This window comes from Neorhizobium sp. USDA 3394, from assembly GCF_056280385.1.
Window position 1 is genome coordinate 541,166 of the sequence record NZ_JBWCDU010000002.1, and the last position, 19,133, is coordinate 560,298.

Annotated in this window: 21 protein-coding genes; 13 read left to right on the forward strand and 8 right to left on the reverse strand. The window is 60.3% G+C overall.

Annotated elements, in window-relative coordinates; translation table 11 throughout:
* Positions 1-80: 80 nt before the first annotated feature.
* From ACZ9EJ_RS24090 to ACZ9EJ_RS24110, 5 genes are read left to right on the forward strand one after another with little or no spacing between them, the layout of a single operon-like run.
* A complete protein-coding gene (locus ACZ9EJ_RS24090; RefSeq protein ID WP_046635084.1) occupies positions 81-452 on the forward strand; it encodes a TIGR04076 family protein in 372 nt (123 codons plus the stop codon).
* Positions 449-1,531 (forward strand): aldo/keto reductase, encoded by a 1,083-nt coding sequence (locus ACZ9EJ_RS24095; protein WP_046642176.1) that lies wholly within the window; start codon positions 449-451, stop codon positions 1,529-1,531. The genes ACZ9EJ_RS24090 and ACZ9EJ_RS24095 overlap by 4 nt, the downstream gene beginning before the upstream one ends.
* Positions 1,532-1,563: 32 nt before the next feature.
* Positions 1,564-2,724: a M14 family metallopeptidase gene (locus ACZ9EJ_RS24100; protein WP_037082685.1), complete on the forward strand. Its 1,161-nt coding sequence runs from the start codon at positions 1,564-1,566 to the stop codon at positions 2,722-2,724.
* Positions 2,724-3,638, forward strand: coding sequence for a DMT family transporter (locus ACZ9EJ_RS24105; RefSeq protein ID WP_046635088.1), 915 nt, complete (start codon positions 2,724-2,726; stop codon positions 3,636-3,638). Before ACZ9EJ_RS24100 ends, ACZ9EJ_RS24105 begins: the two co-directional genes overlap by 1 nt.
* A 15-nt stretch (positions 3,639-3,653) precedes the next feature.
* Entirely contained in the window at positions 3,654-4,487 is an 834-nt protein-coding gene (locus ACZ9EJ_RS24110) for an alpha/beta hydrolase (protein WP_051903978.1), read from the forward strand.
* Here ACZ9EJ_RS24110 and ACZ9EJ_RS24115 read toward each other — a convergent pair whose 3' ends face one another.
* The 5 genes from ACZ9EJ_RS24115 to kynU form a co-directional block, all read right to left on the reverse strand.
* Entirely contained in the window at positions 4,488-4,694 is a 207-nt protein-coding gene (locus ACZ9EJ_RS24115) for a tautomerase family protein (RefSeq protein WP_046635090.1), read from the reverse strand.
* A gap of 60 nt (positions 4,695-4,754) precedes the next feature.
* The gene (locus ACZ9EJ_RS24120) at positions 4,755-5,444 is read right to left on the reverse strand and encodes a GntR family transcriptional regulator (RefSeq protein WP_080954248.1); all 690 of its coding nucleotides are present in this window, start codon (positions 5,442-5,444) and stop codon (positions 4,755-4,757) included.
* Between the two features lie 98 nt (positions 5,445-5,542).
* A complete protein-coding gene (locus tag ACZ9EJ_RS24125) occupies positions 5,543-6,373 on the reverse strand; it encodes an alpha/beta hydrolase (protein ID WP_046635091.1) in 831 nt (276 codons plus the stop codon).
* A gap of 13 nt (positions 6,374-6,386) precedes the next feature.
* Positions 6,387-7,226 carry a tryptophan 2,3-dioxygenase gene (gene kynA, locus ACZ9EJ_RS24130; protein ID WP_046635093.1) on the reverse strand — a complete coding sequence of 280 codons (840 nt, stop codon included), beginning with the start codon at positions 7,224-7,226 and terminating at the stop codon, positions 6,387-6,389.
* Complete coding sequence (gene kynU / locus ACZ9EJ_RS24135; RefSeq protein WP_046635168.1) at positions 7,223-8,416, reverse strand: kynureninase; 1,194 nt, start codon at positions 8,414-8,416, stop codon at positions 7,223-7,225. The genes kynA and kynU overlap by 4 nt, the downstream gene beginning before the upstream one ends.
* Here kynU and ACZ9EJ_RS24140 point away from each other — a divergent pair.
* The 6 genes from ACZ9EJ_RS24140 to ACZ9EJ_RS24165 all read left to right on the forward strand — a co-directional run bounded on the left by ACZ9EJ_RS24140 (position 8,415) and on the right by ACZ9EJ_RS24165 (position 12,394).
* Entirely contained in the window at positions 8,415-8,759 is a 345-nt protein-coding gene (locus tag ACZ9EJ_RS24140; protein ID WP_046642175.1) for a Tn3 family transposase, read from the forward strand. The two genes, kynU and ACZ9EJ_RS24140, sit on opposite strands and share 2 nt — an antisense overlap.
* Positions 8,760-8,926: 167 nt before the next feature.
* The gene (locus ACZ9EJ_RS24145) at positions 8,927-9,805 is read left to right on the forward strand and encodes an alpha/beta fold hydrolase (protein WP_046635097.1); all 879 of its coding nucleotides are present in this window, start codon (positions 8,927-8,929) and stop codon (positions 9,803-9,805) included.
* 40 nt (positions 9,806-9,845) lie between these two features.
* Positions 9,846-10,172, forward strand: coding sequence for a hypothetical protein (locus ACZ9EJ_RS24150; protein WP_046635099.1), 327 nt, complete (start codon positions 9,846-9,848; stop codon positions 10,170-10,172).
* A 97-nt stretch (positions 10,173-10,269) separates the two neighbouring features.
* On the forward strand, positions 10,270-10,824 hold the full coding sequence (locus ACZ9EJ_RS24155; RefSeq protein WP_046635101.1) for a CGNR zinc finger domain-containing protein: 555 nt from the start codon (positions 10,270-10,272) through the stop codon (positions 10,822-10,824).
* 65 nt (positions 10,825-10,889) lie between these two features.
* Positions 10,890-11,243, forward strand: coding sequence for an NIPSNAP family protein (locus ACZ9EJ_RS24160; RefSeq protein ID WP_046635102.1), 354 nt, complete (start codon positions 10,890-10,892; stop codon positions 11,241-11,243).
* Positions 11,240-12,394 (forward strand): epoxide hydrolase family protein, encoded by a 1,155-nt coding sequence (locus ACZ9EJ_RS24165; protein ID WP_251090071.1) that lies wholly within the window; start codon positions 11,240-11,242, stop codon positions 12,392-12,394. Before ACZ9EJ_RS24160 ends, ACZ9EJ_RS24165 begins: the two co-directional genes overlap by 4 nt.
* 460 nt (positions 12,395-12,854) lie before the next feature.
* Here the strand turns inward: ACZ9EJ_RS24165 and ACZ9EJ_RS24170 are convergent, their stop codons facing one another.
* From ACZ9EJ_RS24170 to ACZ9EJ_RS24180, 3 genes are all read right to left on the reverse strand, one after another.
* Complete coding sequence (locus tag ACZ9EJ_RS24170; RefSeq protein WP_370649814.1) at positions 12,855-13,385, reverse strand: extracellular solute-binding protein; 531 nt, start codon at positions 13,383-13,385, stop codon at positions 12,855-12,857.
* A complete protein-coding gene (locus ACZ9EJ_RS24175; RefSeq protein WP_255743293.1) occupies positions 13,318-13,806 on the reverse strand; it encodes a hypothetical protein in 489 nt (162 codons plus the stop codon). The genes ACZ9EJ_RS24170 and ACZ9EJ_RS24175 overlap by 68 nt, the downstream gene beginning before the upstream one ends.
* Positions 13,807-14,279: 473 nt before the next feature.
* A complete protein-coding gene (locus ACZ9EJ_RS24180; protein WP_046642173.1) occupies positions 14,280-16,574 on the reverse strand; it encodes an FdhF/YdeP family oxidoreductase in 2,295 nt (764 codons plus the stop codon).
* Between the two features lie 153 nt (positions 16,575-16,727).
* Between ACZ9EJ_RS24180 and ACZ9EJ_RS24185 the strand changes: the two genes are divergently transcribed.
* The gene (locus ACZ9EJ_RS24185) at positions 16,728-17,951 is read left to right on the forward strand and encodes an MFS transporter (protein WP_046642172.1); all 1,224 of its coding nucleotides are present in this window, start codon (positions 16,728-16,730) and stop codon (positions 17,949-17,951) included.
* A 10-nt stretch (positions 17,952-17,961) separates the two neighbouring features.
* A complete protein-coding gene (locus ACZ9EJ_RS24190; RefSeq protein WP_046642171.1) occupies positions 17,962-19,077 on the forward strand; it encodes an FAD binding domain-containing protein in 1,116 nt (371 codons plus the stop codon).
* The last annotated feature ends 56 nt before the right edge of the window (positions 19,078-19,133 follow it).

Here is a 19,133-nt window from a genome sequence, read left to right on the forward strand (position 1 = left end):
AAAGCTGCTTGACATTTGATCAAAGATCAACAACGTTTTTGAAGAACTTGAAACGGCGTCAAAGACCGTGGGAGCGATGCATGTCTGAAACGGGGATATCCCAGACCGACCATCTGTTCGAGCTCTACGACCTCAAGGTCGAGGTCGTGCGCTGCGGCGAGGGCAAGATATATTGCGGCGCCGAGCCGGGCGACCATTTCGAGCTGCGCGGCGAGATGTTGTATCTGCCGCCGGGGCAGGGGTTCTCGGTCTATTCGCTGGCGGCGGTGCTGCCGCTGCTGGCCGCCAAACAGCGGCCGACGCATCCGAACGACTGGATGACCTCCGATGCGGAAGTCGCCTGCCCCGATCCCAATTGCCCGACGCGGCTGCGCATCACGCGGCTGGCGCGCCGTGCCTTCAATCATAGTGATACGACGAAAGTGGCCCTGCCGGGCGAGGAGACAGCATGACACCTGCGGAAACCTGGACACCTGTGGAAACCACCGAAATCAGGCCGGGATACCGGATCAGCCGGGTGTTGAAGGGCGGCTGGCAGCTGGCCGGCGGCCATGCGGAGATCGACCGTGAAAAGGCGATCACCGAAATGGGCGATTACATCCGCTCCGGCATCACCACGTTCGATTGCGCCGACATCTATACCGGCGTCGAGCAGATGATCGGCGATTTCCGCCGCGCGACGATCGCGACCGGCGATGTGTCGCTTCTGGCGCCGCTCAAGGTTCATACCAAATGTGTGCCCGACCTGCAGAAACTGGCGACGCTGACCCGCGCCGAGCTGCAGGAAACCATCGACCGCTCGCTGCTGCGCCTCGGCCTCGACCAGCTCAACCTCGTGCAGTTCCACTGGTGGGATACGGATGTGCGGCGTTATGTCGAAGTGGCGGGCTGGCTTTCCGAATTCCAGAAGGAAGGCAAGATCGACCTTCTCGGCACCACCAATTTCAACACCGCCTGCATGCAGGAAATGACCGATGCCGGCGTCAATTTTGCGTCGATGCAGGTCCAGTATTCGCTGCTCGACAACCGTCCGGAAAGGACGCTGCTGCCGTTCTGCAAGGAAAAAGACATCAAGATCCTCTGCTACGGCACGGTGGCCGGCGGGTTCCTCAGCGATCGCTGGCTCGGCGTGCCGGAACCGGCGCATCCGCTGGAGAATCGTTCGCTGACCAAATACAAGCTGATCATCGACGACATGGGCGGCTGGGACATGTTCCAGGCCCTGCTGTCGACGCTGCGCCGTGTGGCGGACCGTCACGGCGTGCAGGTGGCTGATGTGGCGATGCGCGCCGCACTCGCCTTCCCGCAGGTTTCCGGCATCATCGTCGGCGTCCGTCATGGCGGTCATCTGGAAGCCCATGCCCGCCTGTTCGGCTTGGAGCTGACGGCAACCGACCACGCCGAGATCAAGGCGATCCTCGACCAGAAGACACCGCTGGAAGGCGACGTCTACGATCTGGAGCGTGATCAGAAGGGCCGTCACGGCCGGATCATGCACTACAATCTCAACGAGGAAAAACCGGCCGCCTGAGCCGGATTGTCGGATAAAGGGGAGGGCAGGATATGGTTTCGATCAGCACCAGCATCGCGTCGGGAAGTGTCGATATCATCGATGTGTCCGACCCGTCCGATATCAAACTTGCCCTCCGCCAGGATCCGAACGGCGTGTTCCTCGGCTGGTTTCACTTCCGGGTGTCCGGCGCGCGGGGCACGCCCTGCCGGTTCAACCTCGTCAATGCCGGCGATATCCTCTCCTGGCGGCTCGCCAACCGGGAGGATTACGAGCACGGCTGGCAGGGAACCGGGCCGATGGTGAGCTATGACGGCCAGACCTGGTTCCGTATTCCCGGCACGTTCGAAGGCACGACCTTCAGCTTCGAGCACACGCCGGAACACGACATCTGCTATTACGCCACCTGGGCGCCCTATGGCGCGGAACGCGAACATGCGGCGATCGCCCGGGCGCAGATGTCGCCGCTCGTGCGGCTCGAAACCCTGGGCACAAGCGTCGAGGGCCGGCCGATCGACATGCTGACGATTGGCGAGCCGGCGGCCGACAAGAAGAAATGCTGGATCATCGCCCGCCAGCATGCGTCCGAAACCCAGGGCGGCTATTTCGTCGAAGGCCTGCTGGACCGGCTGCTCGACCGGACCGATCCGGTGTCGCGGGCGCTGCTGTCGTCCGCCGTCATCTATGTGGTGCCGAACGTCAATCCCGATGGTTCCGCCAATGGCCTGACCCGTTCCAACGTCAAGGGCGCCAATCTCAACCGCGAATGGGTCAGCCCGTCGCTGGAGAACTCGCCGGAAGTTTTTCATGTGCGCGGCAAGATGGAGGAGATCGGGCTGGATTTCTGCATCGATTGCCATGCCGACAAGGAGCTTCGCTGCAATTTCATCTGGCCGTCGGAAAATGTGCCGACCTGGACGCCGGAGCGTCGCGGCATATTCGAGACGTTCGAAAACGCCTGGGCGCAGGCCTCGCCGGATTACGAGCTCGGCCATCCCTATCCCGGCGGCTGCCCTGAAGTAGCCGATCTCAGCATGGCCTGGAACTGGATCGGCAATCGTTTCCCGCATGCGCTGTCGATCCTGCTCGAACAGCCGTTCAAGGATGTGACGCGGTTCACCATGCCGGAAACCGGCTGGTCGCCCGCCCGCGCCTATCGCTTCGGCCGGTCCTTTGTCGAAGCCCTGAGGGCAACTGCCGGACGGCTCGGCTGATGCCAAATCTCATCCCGCCCCGATTGGTGACGGCCTGGGGCGGGCTCAGCGGCAATATCCGCGGCTCGCTGCTAATGCTGATCAACGCCCTGATCTTCTCGATCATGGTAGCGCTGATCAAGGTCAGTTCGAGCACCGTGCCGATCACGCTGGTGATGTTCTTCTCAGTGGCGACCCAGTTCCTGTTCATTGGGCTGCGGCACTTTCGCGGTTTTGGCCAGGCGGTCATGGGCAGCACGCTGCGTGGCGCCCATCTTCTGCGGGTCTTCCTGCTGGTCTCCAGCATGTATGCCGGCTTTTCCGCCGTCGTGCTCCTGCCGCTCGCGGAGGCGACGGCGATCAGCTTTTCCAAAGCGTTCTTCGTCACCCTATTTGCCGCCATCCTGCTGAAGGAGGCCGTGGGGCCGAAACGCTGGCTCGCGGTCGCCATCGGTTTCGGCGGTATCCTCATTCTGGCTCGGCCCGGTGGTGGCGATCTTTCGGTGACCGGCGCCGCACTCGGCGTCATCTCGGCGGCGACGGCCGCGGCCGGCGCGATCTCGACCCGCTTCCTGGCCCAGCGCGATCCGGCATCGCTGCTGCTTCTCTACCAGACCGCCTTCGGCACGCTGATGCTGGCGCCCGTCGCGATCTGGAACTGGGTGTCGCCGGATCTCGCGACGCTCGGCGTCCTCGTCGGCACCGGGCTCCTCAGCGTCATCGGCAATACATCGATGATCATGGCGCTGAAGATGGGCGAGGCCTCGGCGCTGGCGCCGGTCGATTTCACCCGCGCCGTGTTCGCCGTGCTGATCGGCCTCGCCTTTCTGAGCGAGGTGCCGACCCTGACGGCGGTGATCGGCACGCTGGTGGTCATCGCCGGTGCGCTTCTTTCCCTGAGCCGTTCGCCGAAACGGCCGGATATCATTTCCTGACATTGGAGGCCCATCATGAGCTTTGACGATCTTCCCCCGCAGACGCCGATCAATCCGAACGCCGATCGTTACGCCGAGACCTGCCTTGAGCAGTCGCGCAAGGTCGCCGAGACGACCCGTTGCGTGCTCGATGTGGCCTATGGCCCAGACTACTGGCAGAAGATCGACATCTACCTGCCGCCCGAGCCAACGGAAAAGCCGGTGCCGGTGCTGCTGTTCTTCCACGGCGGCAATTTCACCCATGGCTACAAGGAATGGTGCGGTTTCATGGCGCCGGCGATCACCGCGTTTCCGGCGATCCTCGTTTCCGTGTCCTATCGGTTGGCGCCGCACACCTCCTATCGCGACATTATCGGCGACGCCTTCGCCTCGCTCGCCTATGTCCGCGCCCATATCGCGGAGCATGGTGGTGATCCGGATCGCATCTTCATCGGCGGCCATTCGGCCGGTGCGCAGACCGTCGCCCATATGGCACTGCGTCACGATACCCGCCGTGCCGCTGGTATTCCCGAAGATGGCATCAAGGGTGTGTTTGCGGTGAGTGGCAGCTATTCGCGGCGGCTGGCGGATCTGGAGGCAGATGAGAGCCTCCATGTCAGCCCCGAGACGCCCGACAGCCCGATCGAAACCGCCACGAAGACGTTTCCGCCCTTCTACATCACCTGGGGCGGCAAGGAGAAGGAACAGGTGCAGCGCGATGGTCTGGCCTTCGTCGAGGCATTGCGTGCCGCGGGCCAGCCGGTCGAATCTCACGCCTTTGCAGATGACGACCATTTCAGCATCCACCTCAACACCGCCAATCCGGACGATATCTGGACCCGGAAGGTGCGGGAGTGGATGCTGGGCTAGCTATTTGCGGTCCATGTCCGCGATATATTCGGGCAGGAGCTTTCCGGCGATCGCCCAATCCTCGCGATCCACCTCATGGAAAACGATATTGATGTGATCAGCAGGCGAATGGGCTATCTCCACCATCGCCTTGTTGATCGCGGCTGCGATGGCAGCCTTCTGTTCCCTGGTGCGCCCCTTGACCAGGGTGATTTGGACTACGGCCATTTCCAGCTCCGTTTGGGATGAATGCGCGGGGTCCAGAGCTGGACCCGCGTCATCGGCACATCATTTGCGATCCTGCGGAGCCAGCAGGTCGAAGAAACGGTTGATGTCATCCTCGATCGCGGCGCGCACGCCCTTGACGTCGCCCTTGTGCAGGGCGGCCATGGTGCGCAGATGCAGTTCCGCTCCCCGGCCGTCGCGGGCATCGAAATTTTCGGCGGCGCGGCGGATGTTCGGGCCGATCTGCAGCCAGAGCCCTTCGATGATCGGCGGCAGGATGGTCGAACCGGAGATGCGATAGAGCGTGAAGTGGAATTCCAGATTGCGCGAAACGCTCGATTCCACATGCAGCTGTTCGTCTGCCTGTACTTCCTCGTCGACGATTTTCGCCAGCGCCTCGATATCGGCAGGCGTCGCCCGTTCGGCGGAGATTTCAGCGGCGAGGCCTTCCAGTGCCAAGCGGGTACGGCGCAGGTCTTCCAGCTGTTCATGGCTCATCAGCGGCACGCGGGCGCTGCGGTTGGGCAGGGCTTCGAGCGCCCGCTCGGCCACAAGCTGGCGGATCGATTCGCGCACCGGCTGGGCGCTGGTTCCGAACACCTCGGCGATGTCATGGATCTTCAGCGCCTGGCCAGGCTGGAAGCGGCCGACCATCAGCAGATGGCGCAGACGCTGATGGACGCGGGCCTGCACGGTTTCGCGCATGACGGGTGCCACGTCGGAAAGAAGCGTGCTGCTATCGATATCTGCCACGTTATCTGCGCCCTCTCCCAGGCCTTTTACCGGTTAGTTGACCGATTTCGCTCCCATCGAAATCATATAATTGATCAAAAAACCAGATTTGGAAAACGTCATACACCCAACAATGTGCGGGTGAGGGGATGGTGTGGGTCCATCAGCCCGTCCGGAACGCTGAAATGGTGCTTGTCCGGCTCCGCATAGGCGCCGGTTTCAGCACCAAGACCGGTCCAGATATTGGCCAGGAGCTCGTTGTGACGCAGGAATTCGGCACGCTCGTTGCCACCCACCCAGCAGAAGATCCGTGTGTTAGGGCCGGGCTCCAGCAGCACCGGGCTCTCCCGTTGCGCTTCTTCAGGGGTGATCTTCAAGCGCTCGTTGAGGTTGACGCGCATCAGCGGACGCAGGTCGTGGACGCCGGAGATCGATACGGTATTGCCGATCCGGGCGCGAATTCCGGGCGGCAGCGGCGATGTGTTCGACACCATGCGGGAGACCAGATGACCACCGGCGGAATGGCCCGTCAGGTGGATCGGGCCGTCGAACCGCGCGGCGATCTGGGTGATCGCGCTGCCGATTTCGACGACTATATCGGTGATGTGGACGTCCGGGCACAGCGTATAGGTTGGCATGGCGACGGCGAAACCGTGGGCAATCGAACCTTCGGCCAGATGCGACCAGTAGGAATTGTCGAGGCTCTGCCAGTAGCCGCCATGAATGAAGACCACGATGCCGCGCGGCGCCTGTTCCGGCAGGAAGAGGTCATAGACGTTGCGGGGCCGCTCGCCATAGGAAATACCGAGCTCGGCGCGGCCGGCTGCCAGCATCCTGTCGCGGTAGGTCTGGGCCGGTGCGACCCATGCTTCCGGCCAGGCATCACCGCCGGCGATATTGATGCCGTTGGAATAGGAATTTTCCCAGTCGGAAATCCGGTGGTAGATCATCTTGGTTCCTGCATCAAAGGACGGTGCGAACGCGCCAGAGTTCGGGAAACAGTTCGACCTCCAGCATCTTCTTGAGATATTGCGTGCCCGATGTGCCGCCGGTGCCGCGCTTGAAGCCGATCACCCGTTCGACCGTGGTCACGTGGTTGAAACGCCAGCGGCGGAAATAATCCTCGAAGTCGACGAGTTTTTCCGCCAGTTCGTAGAGTTCCCAGTATTTTCCGGGTGCGCTGTAGACCTGCTGCCAAGCCTCCAGGACGTTCGGGTTCTCACTGCGGTTCTCGCGCCAGCCGGTCCGGTTCCCGTCTTCGCCGATGTCGAAGCCGCGGCGTTTCAAAAGCAGCAGCGCCTCGTCGTAAAGGCTCGGCTTGGCGAGAATGGCTTCGAGCTTTTCCAGGATATCCGGCCGGTGCGCGTGCGGGCCGAGCATCGCCAGATTGCGATTGCCGGCCAGGAATTCCACCGCCCGGTATTGGTAGGACTGGAAGCCGGAGGACTTGCCGAGAGAATCGCGGAATGTCGTATACTCGCTGGGCGTCATGGTGCGCAGCACGTCCCAGGCATTGTTCAGCTGTTCGAAGATGCGCGCCACGCGCGACAGCATCTTGAACGCGGGCTGGGGATTGTCGTCGCGGATGGCCGATATCGCCGAGGTGGCCTCGTGGATCGCCAGTTTCATCCACAGTTCCGACGTCTGGTGCTGGATGATGAACAGGAGTTCGTCATGCGCGTCCGAGATCGGCTTCTGCGCCCCGAGCACGTCGTTGAGCTGCAGGTAGTCGGTATAGGACATCTTATCGCGGAAAGACATTTCCGCGCCGTCCTGCGATGGGTCGTAGGGTTTCGAGCTCATGTCACGAGTGCCCGTTGCTTGTATTCGGGCGTGTCCCAAAGGCTGTTCGACATGATGTCCTCAAGGATATCGACGGCCCTGATGACGTCATTCTCGCCAATATAGAGCGGCGTGAAACCGAAGCGGATCGCATCCGGCGCGCGGAAATCGCCGATCACGCCGCGGGCGATCAGCGCCTGCATGATCGCGTAACCTTGCGGGTGAAGGAAGGAAATCTGGCTACCGCGCTTCGTGCCGTCGCGCGGCGAAGCGAGCACCAGCATCGGGCAGCGCCTTTCGACCTCGGCGATAAACAGGTCGCAGAGCTTGATCGACTGCCGGCGCAGGTCCGCCATCTCGACGCCGTCCCAGGCATCCAGCGCCGCATCGAGCGCGGCGAGGCCAAGGATCGGCGGGGTGCCGACGCGCATCCGGTCGATGCCGCCGCCGGGGCGGTAGTCGAGATCGAAGGCGAAGGGCGCCTCATGGCCAAGCCAGCCGGAAAGGGCCGGCCGAATTTTGTCCGCATGGCGCGGCGCCACATAGATGAAAGCCGGCGCGCCGGGGCCGCCGTTGAGGTATTTGTAGGTGCAGCCGACGGCGAAATCGGCTTCCGCACCGGACAGATCGATCGGCAGCGCGCCGGCGGAATGGGCAAGATCCCAAACGGTGACGGCGCCTGCCGCATGCGCCTTTTTCGTCAGCGCCTTCATGTCGTGCAGACGGCCGGTGCGGTAATCCACTTCGGTCAGCATCACCACGGCGACCGTCTCGTCGATTGCGGCCTCCACGGCTTCCGGCTCGACGATCTTCAGCTCATGGCCACGGCCGAGCGAGCCGATCAGGCCTTGGGCGATATAAAGGTCGGAGGGAAAATTGCCGCTGTCGGAGAGGATGACCTTGCGTTCCGGCACGAGATCGATCGCCGAGGCCAGCGCCTGGTAGACCTTGATCGACAGCGTATCGCCCATTACGATCGTGCCTTCGGCAGCGCCGACGAGCTTGCCGACACGGTCACCGATCCGGCGCGGCATCATCATCCAGCCGGCCTTGTTCCAGCCCTTGATGAGCAGTTCGCCCCATTCGTCGGTCATCAGGCCGGCGACGCGGGCTTTGGCTGAAAGCGGCAGAGGCCCCAGCGAGTTGCCGTCGAGGTAAATCACGCCTTCCGGCAGGTAGAACAGCGAGCGTGTCTTCGAAAAATCCGTCATGGCAAACACCTTTTGGTGCATTTTGCCTATCAACAAATTGATCTTTGATCAAGGATCAAATCGAGGGAGACGTTCGGCCAAGCGCGACGTCGAGATCCGCGCATTGGGTCTCAACCTCGTCGTCAGTGCGATCGTCCATTGGAATACCGTTTATCTCCACCGTGCAATCACACAGCTGAAGCGAGCGGGTCGAGACATGCCTGACACTCTGTCGAAGCACATCTCGCCGCTCAGTTGGGAACGCATCGACCTTACCGGCATCTACACCTGGGATGCCGAACATCAGATGCCGAACGGATTTCGATCGCTTCGTATGCCAGCCGGGCTGCGGCGGGTCGCATAAGTACTCAATCTGTTCGCCTTAGCGTACGATTTCGGACTGCTCTTATTCCGACCCCAAACACGCAGGTTCAGGTCGCGACAACCATCGGCTCGCGGAAATTGGAACAAGAACCGGCTAAAGATGTTATGCTGGTTCCACAATGCGGAGAAGCTGTTAGGAGAGAAAGCATGACAAGATGCGAAATAACTCACCGTCGGGCGACCATTGGAAGGCGCACGCTGTTTCTCCGGGAAGCGGGACCGACCGACGCTCCTGTCCTGCTCCTGCCGCACGGATACCCATGTTCTTCCTATCAGTACCGGAGGCTAATGCCGGCGCTTGCCGATCAGTGGCGCACCGTCGCCTTCGACTGGCCAGGTTTTGGCTACAGCGATACGCCTGATCCCGCCGAGTTCGGCTATGACTTCGACGCTTACGCCGAGGTGCTCTACGACGTCGCTGAGGCGCTCCGTCTGGAGCGCTACGCGCTCTGGCTCCACGACTACGGATCGCAGATCGGTCTTCGGCATGCCATCGCCCACCCGGAGCGGATCGCCGCGCTGATCATCCAGAACGGTGACATCTACGAAGACGTGCTCGGCCCTAAATACGGGACGATCAAAGCGTGGTGGGCCGACAAGTCGCCCGAGAAGCACCGCCCTCTCGAGGAGGCCGTAAGCGAAGACGGGTTTCGCAAGGAGTTCCTCGGCGAGGTCTCGGAGGAGGTAGCAAGCCGAGTCCCTCCTGACCTTTGGAAGCTGCATTGGCCGCTCATGGACACGCCGACACGCAAGATGGTGTCAGTCGGCCTTATGGAAAAGCTGGAGGAGAACCTCGACTGGTTCCCGCGCTATCAAGCCTATCTGCGCGAGCACCGCCCCCCGACGCTAGTGGTGTGGGGCCCGCAGGACGGCTACATGCCCGAGGCGTCGGCGCGAGCCTACCAGCGCGATCTCCCCGACGCCGAGTTCCACATTCTCGACGATGCCGGGCACTGGCTGCTGGAGACACATTTCGAACAGGCGCTACCGCTCGTCCGCGGGTTCCTCTCTCGGGCGCTCCGATGATTGCGCCTCTAAGAAAAATCTCGGACTAAAGGAGGCATACATGGTTACGAAGCCCACAATTGCACGCATCTGGCGCGGCCGTACGCGCCGCGACGTCGCCGACAGCTACGAGCCTTATTTGCGAGCCGAGGGCATTCCTCCGCTTCAGGAGGTTGCCCTCGGCGTCCAGCTCTTTCGGGAGGACCGGGACGAGGTGACGTGGTTCACGACTATCTCCTACTGGCCTGACATCGAGGCAATGACCGCCTTCACGAAGGGAGATCCGATCAAAGTTCATCATCTCGATCGCGACGCCGAGTTCCTCATCGAACTGCCGGAGCGCATTGAGCTCCATCGCATCCTGGTGCACGATCCGAGCCTTCGTTGACTAGGTCCGATCTCAGCCTGCCGGCGACGAGCGTCGACCACAGCGGAGTTCGCATTGTGTTGGTGCAACGGCGCCGATCAGAAGAACGAAAGCCAATATGATATCACTGCCCCATCGGATTTCTGGCAACCTGGCGCTTGATCTCGCCAACACCATCAGTTGGCGCAACACGAGTCGGGAAGTTGACCATCTGGCAACCTTCGATGACGTCGTGGCATGGTCGAAAGAAGTCGGATTGATCGGCGATAACTTTGTCTTATCGCCGCCGGAGCAAAAGACGCTGTACGAGCAGGTGCTTGCGCTTCGCAAGGCAATTAGCGCCGCGGGATCGGCGATAGCGAACAACCTCCATCCGCCACGGCCAGATTTGGATGTCATTCGCGACGTTGCCGCGTTGGCCCTGCGCCAGGCGTCGCTTTCCGGAACCCCGTCCACGTTGCATTTCGAGGGCATCTATCGTGTGACCGGCGCCATCGCATGGTCCGCGCTCGACCTGCTTCGGGGAGACGAACTCTCCCGACTGAAGCAATGTCCACCTGACGATTGTCACTGGCTGTTCATCGATCGCACAAAGAACGGCTCGAGGCGCTGGTGCGACATGGGCACATGCGGCAATCGCGCCAAGAAGATGACGCACAGAGCCTCCCGTTAATCCGAGACAGTGCCGATGAGCAGATACCGGGACTCCGCACTGTGATTAAACCAGGATGAGGACCGATGATTACCTGTGTGTTGGAATACCGCATTGATTGGACGAAGCAGGCGGAGTTCGAAGCTTGGTGCAGAATGTGGCTTGAGCTCATCCCCGAGTTTGGAGGCGTCCATCATGGGTACTTCCTGCCCGGCGAGGGACATAGCGATGTAGCGCTCGGTCTATTCTCGTTTCGATCTCTGGCCGAATATGAAGCCTATCGGATCAAAGCGAAATCCCATCCCGGGGCGCTCTCGGCAGACGAGTATAAAGCAGAGACCGGACGTCTCCGCTCGTGGGATCGTCGGTTCTTCACCCCGCTTTTCCCCAGCCAGAACACGCCGGCCTGGAGCGAGCACATAAAGGGAGTTTCATCGTGAGCGGGAGCGCCTCGACACGTGTATTGCAATACCATTTGCCGGACTTCACGCTCGCCATTGAAGATCTGAAACGACGTGTCGACGCCACGCAGTGGCCAAATTCTGTCTATGCCGACGATTGGAGCCGTGGCGTGCCGAAGAGTTACCTGCAAACGGTGGCTCACTATTGGGTCCACGGTTTCGACTGGGAGCTTTGGCAGGCCCGGCTGTCTGGGATGCCACATTTCAGAACCGAGATCGAAGGCCAACCAATCCATTTTCTGCACTATCGTTCGGACCGTCCCGACGCGATGCCGCTCGTGATGACGCACGGTTGGCCAAGCTCATTCATGGAGTTCGACCAGGTTATCCCAGCGCTGCTGAACGGAAATGGCAAGATCTGTTTCAACCTAGTCATCCCGTCCTTGCCCGGATTTGGCTTTTCCAGCCCGTTGCAGAGCTTTGGATGGAACCACCGCCGTATCGCGGCCGCCTGGGGACAATTGATGGGCCAGCTCGGCTATGAGGAATTTGGCGCCTGCGGAGGGGATACTGGATCTTTGGTTGCACCAGCTCTTGCAAGCTTATTTCCCCAGCGGGTGGTGGGAGTCCACGTCAACGGAGGTCTCCTGCGGCCCCACTTGACTGCAGACGAGTATCTGGGATTGCGCGCCGATGAGCGCCGTCGAATTGATTTCGCGACCGAACTGCTGCGGCTTGGAACTGGATATGCGCACATTCAGGCCACCCGTCCTCAGTCGGTCGGTTATGCCCTCACCGACTCCCCCGTCGGTTTGCTGGCCTGGATAATCGAAAAGTACAAGGAATGGACTGATCCGCGAAAACCCTTGCCAGAGGAGGCCGTCGATCTCAATGATATCCTTTCGACCGTCTCCTTATACTGGCTGACCAACACAGCAGCGTCGTCCGCGAATCTCTATTACGAAGTTCGTGCCGAAAAACAGATGATGTCTCCTCTGCCACGGACTGAGGTTCCAACGGGGATTGCTGTATTCCCAACCGATCCCGTTCTGCGCCACCGCGCTGACCAGGAATTCAACGTCGTCCATTGGAATGAATACGACCGCGGCGGACATTTCGCCGCCATCGAAGCGCCTGACCTCTACTCGGCTGACCTGCTCGAGTTTTTCAGTTCGCTCGAGCGCTCGTAAAGAAGAAGTGGAACGCTCCGATCGCTTGCTCTTGAACCTACCGCTGGCAAGCGCCGTGAAGCTCTGTTTCCTCGCAAGGATCGAACCACGGCGATCGCGCGCTTCTTCGTGCATGTTGACGGGTGTGGCTGCGAGAACACGTGTAACTAAAGACGTGAGAAAACGAGTCGGCGACAGATCATCTGGCGTCCGCTCTTCCAGGATCGATACCTTTGGCAGGGCCTTGACGATTGCCTCGACAGTGCTGTCAGGAAGATGCGCGATCTCGCCCTCGGCGGGATCTTCGATCGGCTGAGGGCCCGGTTCTAATATACCTTCGGTGGGTTCTTGCTCGTCGGCCGCCGACAGTACCGGATCGGTCGAATAGTCCATCAACACCAGGCAGGTGGAGTGATACGCATCGTCCTCGCGGCCAAGCTTGGCGAGAAGATCGAACAGCCACTCCGCCGTTTTCGGTTCCTTATCCAGGATATCGGAGCGCAGGCCAAACAGAAACCCTAGTGCCGCAAGCGGGTGGCGCAAGCGAAGGTTCTTGGCATCGCCAAAGGATTCCTCGATGCGGTTTGGCGCGCTCTTCCCGTAGGACGAGAACTAACAGGCCGCCGTTGAAAACATTGTCAACTGGTTGGCCAGACGCTTTCGCAGGCGCAATACGGCTGTCCCAAGCCACGCCCATAGTGCACTCTCCGCTTGCCAACACATCAACAGCTTGCGCACCAGTCGTCCACCACACCGAAACGCTCGACTTGATCTGATCGAGGTTCTTAAAGACGCGATCGACGTCAAGCGGGTAAAGCTTCTCTGGGCTAACACCATCAGCGAGCAATGCCGATTCAAGCAGAATATAAGGCTGACGCTGCATGCTCCGCGGTCCCGGAAAGGCTTTGAGATCAAAGAAATCGGCCCACCTCTTCGGCGCCGGTTTACTGCCGGAAACTGCTTCGTGTTGAGCGCAATATTTGATGAGTAATATTGGAAGCCGACATGATATTCCCCGGCAGCGGCGCCGGAATACTGGCTTTTTTTGACCTTGCTGTAGTCGATCGGCACGACGGCATTGATATCGAGAAGCTCGCCCAGCGGGGCAATGGCAGGAAGGCCAAAATATCCCACTCGACCTGCCCGCTTTCGACCATAGCTTTATGCTTTGCAAGCGTGTAGTTGGCTTCGATGATTTTGATACCGGTTTCGGCGGTGAAGGGCTCCCAGAAAACTTTCTTGGAGTTTGCTGCGAATGTTCCCCCGACTGAATGACATTTGACGTTCCCCTTATTGGTGTGACTTTTAGTCAATTCACCCAGAGTGACCGCTTCAATCGTAATGATTGCGCCTGGTCGGCTCGGTGTGCGAAAAAATCTGTCAGGAAGATCGGCACCTTCAAAGTACCGCTTTGACAGATATCCCAGAACCACTTTGGGGATACTGAAATTAAGAATGCTTGGCTTCTGATGGCTTCCATGCGATTAAAAGCGACTTCGGACTGGGCCCGCGAAGAGCTTCACTCTTCGCCGCCCGCTTGGCTAAGCAGGTTTCAAATTCTGCGTGTGATCTGCATATTCAATGGTCGAGCGCAGCCGCTTGGCATTTCAGATCTGCTCGATCAACTTGGCCACACTTATGCTCGTACCGCGACCAGTTCGATATCAAGACTCTGATGCCGCAGGAGTGGGAAGACCGGAAGAGGGGGTCGAAGGCGGCTACTGAATGAGCCAACCAGAGGTCACTGCAGTAGTTGCAGAAACTTAAGCTCATGAGCGACGAGATATCAGCCGGTCGCCGGTTCGAGTCCTTTCAAAGCGACTGAACTTTGAGAGTTGATAGAGCCGCTTGTAGCTGGAATAGACTGCTGTGTGGTTCCCACCACCATCTCTGGTCCCGGATGTGGTCAATCTCTGCTTACGGATCGGCGTATTCTCACGGGAACGCCCTTATATGCGGGCGTCCCGGATTTTCTGTCGTAATCGGTCAGCGCGATCACCTGGTTCATTTCGGGGTAGTATCCTGCCACGGAGCCGGACGGGATATCGTAGGCAACTGCGGTAAATCCGGCAACGGTTTTGGCATTGCTGGCGCAAATCGCTTCGACATCGATCAGATCGCCGTCTCTTAACCCCCGCATTTTAAGGTCGTTTCGGTTCATGAAGATCACATCGCGGCGGCCGAAGACGCCCCGATAACGGTCGTCGAGGCCGTATATGGTGGTGTTGTACTGGTCGTGGCTGCGCAATGTGGTCAGCACGAGAGCCTCGGGGTCGCGGAAGCGGGCGTCCTCATCGAGACCCGGCGCGACAAGAAATTGGGCCTTGCCGGATGAAGTATGCCAGACGCGATCCGATGCTGCGACAGTAAGGCGGAAGCCACCGGGCGTTTTCACGCGGGTGTTGAATTCGTGGAAATCTGGAAAGACGATCTCGATCTTGTCGCGGATCAGGCCGTAGTCGCCGGCCATACCCTCCCAATCTATGCCGTACCGATCGCCGAGCGTCGCCTTGGCCATGCGGGCAACGATCCAAGGTTCCGAGCGCAGCTGGTCGCTTGGCGGTTTGAGGAACCCCCGCGACGCATGCACCATCGACATCGAATCTTCCACCGTGACGGACTGGCGCCCCGACGCCTGAATGTCCAGATCCGTGCGGCCCAGCACTGGCAGGATGATCGACGTCTTTGCCAAGAGGAGGTGCGAGCGATTGAGCTTTGTCGCGAGGTGGACGGCCAGGTCGAGCTTTCGCATGCCTGCGAATGTCGCCTCGGGATCTGACATGGCGACGGCGAGATTACCACCGAGGCAAACGAGGGCTTTCGATCTGCCGTCAATAATGGCTTCGATGGCCTCCACGGCATTGTGGCCCTTTTCAGCAGGCGGCCGAAAACCGAAGGCTTTTTCCATGCCGTCCAGGAGGGCCGCATTCGGGATTTCGGTGATGCCGACAGTGCGGTCGCCCTGGACATTGGAATGGCCACGCAAAGGGCAAATTCCGGCGCCCGTCCGGCCAATATTGCCACGCAGCATCAGGAAGTTGGCAAGCTGCTGGACGTTCGCTGTGCCATTGGCGTGCTGGGTAATGCCCATGCCGTAACAAAGGATGACGTTTTTCGCCTTGAGATAGGCATCGACGGCGCTGTCCAGCGCCTCCAGCGTCAGGCCAGATTTTTCAACAATTTCAGGCCATTCGGTTTGCTCGACATCGGCTTTCAAAGCATCGAGCCCTATTGTATGGGCTGCGATGAATTCGCGGTCGAGTACGCCGGAGCCACCCCTCGCGATATCGGCCGCGTCCCGTTCGAAGATGCGCTTCATCAGACCCTTAAGTGCCGCGAGATCGCCACCGGTTCGAACCTGGTGATAGGCCGACGCGATCGGCGTCGAGGACATCGTTGTCATCTCGATCGGGTCCTGCGGGGCGGCGAACCGCTCCAGCGCGCGCTCCTTGAGGGGATTGAAGACCACGATGGGCACGCCACGTCGCGAAGCGTCGTGAAGTGTGGTCATCATGCGCGGATGGTTGGTACCCGGATTGTGGCCGAACGAGAAGATCGCGTCGCAATTGTCGAAGTCCTCCAGCGTCACCGTGCCCTTGCCGACGCCGATCGACAGCGGCAGCCCCACGCTGGTTGCCTCATGGCACATATTGGAACAGTCGGGAAAATTGTTGGTACCATAGGCGCGTACAAACAGCTGGAACAGGAATGCCGCCTCATTCGACGCGCGACCGGAGGTATAGAACTCGGCCATGTCAGGGTCGGGCAAACTGTTCAGCCCGGCAGCGATGCGATTGAATGCGTCCTCCCATTCGATCGCAATATAGCGGTCACTGCCAAGGTCGTAGATCAGCGGATGTGTCAGGCGGCCCTGGTCTTCGAGCTTGTGATCGCTCCAGTCCCAGAGATCCGACACCGAATGCGAAGCAAAGAAATCGGGGCCGACGCGCTTGGCTGTCGATTCCCAGGTGATCGCCTTGGCGCCGTTCTCGCAGAATTCGAAAGAACTTGTGTGCTTCGGATCGGGCCAGGCGCAGCCGGGACAGTCGAAACCCTCGGGCTGGTTGGCCTTCAACAGTGTCGCCGCGCCCTCGGCGATGATCTGTTGATGGGCCAGCGTTTTGGCAACGGCCTTCAGGGCGCCCCAGCCACCAGCTGGCGCTGTGTAACTCTCGATCCCATCCGGCCGCTTCTCGCTCATCGCAATTTCCCTTCATGGTATTCGATAGGTCTAGCATCGAACGCATCGACGCGAACCTAGACCGATGTATAGGTCCGGGTAGACGTCCATTGGATGTGCGTGCAACGCCGTTGGACATACCTTGCTCACATCAATTGACGATGGAGCAGGATGATGGAAAAGACAGAACAGATGCAGGGCAGGGCGGCAAGCGCCACCCACAATGATACGGTCGGGCAAGTCGCGCTGCTGGCCATGGCCGTCGCGGGCGGTATTGCCGTCGCGAACATCTACTACAATCAGCCAATGCTCGGCCTCATCGAGGCGGATTTCAGCCAGCAGTCGATCACCGGCATGGTGCCCACGGCAACGCAGCTCGGCTATGCATCGGGGCTCTTTCTGCTGCTGCCACTCGGCGACCTCGTTAACCGCCGTCGCATGATCATCGGTCAATTCGTCGTACTGGCAGCCGCCCTCGCACTTGCAGCACTGGCGCCGACTGCGTGGATGCTCGTCGCAGCTTCGGTCATCGTCGGGGCCTGTTCGACTGTTGCCCAGCAGATTGTTCCCTTTGCCGCATCGCTGGCACCGCCGGAAAAACGGGGTGCCACGATCGGCACCGTCATGGCTGGAGTGCTGTCGGGCATCCTGTTCAGCCGCACGCTGTCGGGCTTCGTCGGCGAACATGCGGGCTGGCGGGAGATGTTCTGGATCGGGGTGCCGTTGGCGCTGCTCGCCGCAGGTCTCATGTTTGCGGTTCTTCCGCATCACCGACCGACATCGACTCTGCGCTATCATCAGGCGATCCGGTCGCTCGGTCACCTGTGGCAGCGCCATCCGGCATTGCGGGCTGCAACTAGCATCCAGGCATTCCTGTTTGCATCGTTCACAGCTTTCTGGACAATCCTGGCGCTCTATCTCGCCGGGCCGAAATTCCAGCTCGGCGCGGATGTCGCGGGTCTGTTTGGGATCGTCGGCGCGGTCGGCATCTTTGCAGCGCCGCTGGCAGGCCGGGTCGCCGACACTCGGGGACCGCATTCTGTGGTTTGGATGGGCGCGGGCTTGACGATCGTCGCCTGGCTGATCTTTGGTGTCTGGGCATCGATCACTGCCTTGGTTGTCGGCGTCATAGTGCTCGATTTCGGCATACAGAGCGCGCTGATTTCCAACCAGCACATTATCTACGCGCTCGACGCCGATGCACGCAGCCGGCTCAATACGGTGTTCATGACCGGGATGTTTCTTGGTGGCGCTGCGGGTTCGGCGATGGCGACATTTGCCTGGGGGCAGGGTGGCTGGCTCTCCGTTAGTGTTCTTGGCGTGGCACTTGGTATCGCAGCCTTCGCGGTGAAACTCATTCATCATCCCCGGCCTTCGCCGACGGTTACCGGGCAGTGAGGTCGGGACGATGAAACAGCTTCGTATCGCAATAGTCGGCGGTTCTCTCGCCGGTCTCTTCGCGGGCATCATGCTCCAGCAGGCCGGTCACGATGTTCGTATCTACGAGCGATCGAGAAGCGGCCTGGCCGGGCGGGGTGCGGGTCTGGTCAGCCAAAGCGACCTGCTGCACATTCTCAGGCTGATCGGATGCGAGCATGTCGCGCGGGTTGGCGTGGTGGCAAAGGAGCGCATCTATCTCAATCATGACGGAAGCGTTGCGCAAACCGTCAGGATGCCGCAGACGCAGATGTCCTGGGATGTGCTGTTCGAGACCGTCGCATCGCATATCGCGCCCGAAACCTATTTCTTGGGCCGGGACGTCGTCGATGTGCTGGACGGCGAGAACGGTGCCGAACTGATTTTTGGTGATGGTACGCGAGAGACAGCCGATCTTGTGATCGGGGCCGATGGCCTCGGCTCGGTGGTGCGCGGGGTGGTCAATGCCAAAGACAATCAAAACCGCTATTCCGGCTATGTCGCATGGCGCGGGTTGATCCCGGAAGCGAGCCTTCCGACCGCCGCCGCGCTGCTTCTCGACCGGTTTGCCTTCCATGTCCGTCCAGGCGTCCATGCACTCGGCTATCTGGTGCCGGGTCCGAAGGGCGAGATGAACAGTGGCAGCCGTCGGTACAACTGGGTCTGGTATCGCAAGGTGCCGCCAAGCGAACTTGCCGGCACCCTCACCGATCTCGATCAGCGGGTGCATCCGTTTTCGCTACCGCGTGGCGGTCTGTCGAACGACCGTCTGCAGGCCTTGCGCACCGATGCCGCACAAATGCTTCCGCCGCAATTCGCGCTGGCGATTGCTGCCGAGCCAAGCCCGTCGAATCAAGGTGTTTTTGACTACGAGGGACCCCATATGATCGGCCGGTCAATCGTCCTGATCGGCGACGCCGCCTTCGTCGCGCGGCCGCACACGGCGATGGGCGTGTCGAAAGCAGCGGGCGCTGTCATGGCGTTGAGCAACTGCCTGGCGTCCGAGATTGACCTTCCCACCGCCCTGGATCGGTTCGAAGCTGATCGCATCGTCGTTGGCCGAGAAATCGTGGCATATGGCCGCCAGCTTGGTGCATCGGCGATTTGAGCATCGACCGATCGTCTATCACCTTAGAGAACAAAATTTCGACCCGCCGGCATCAC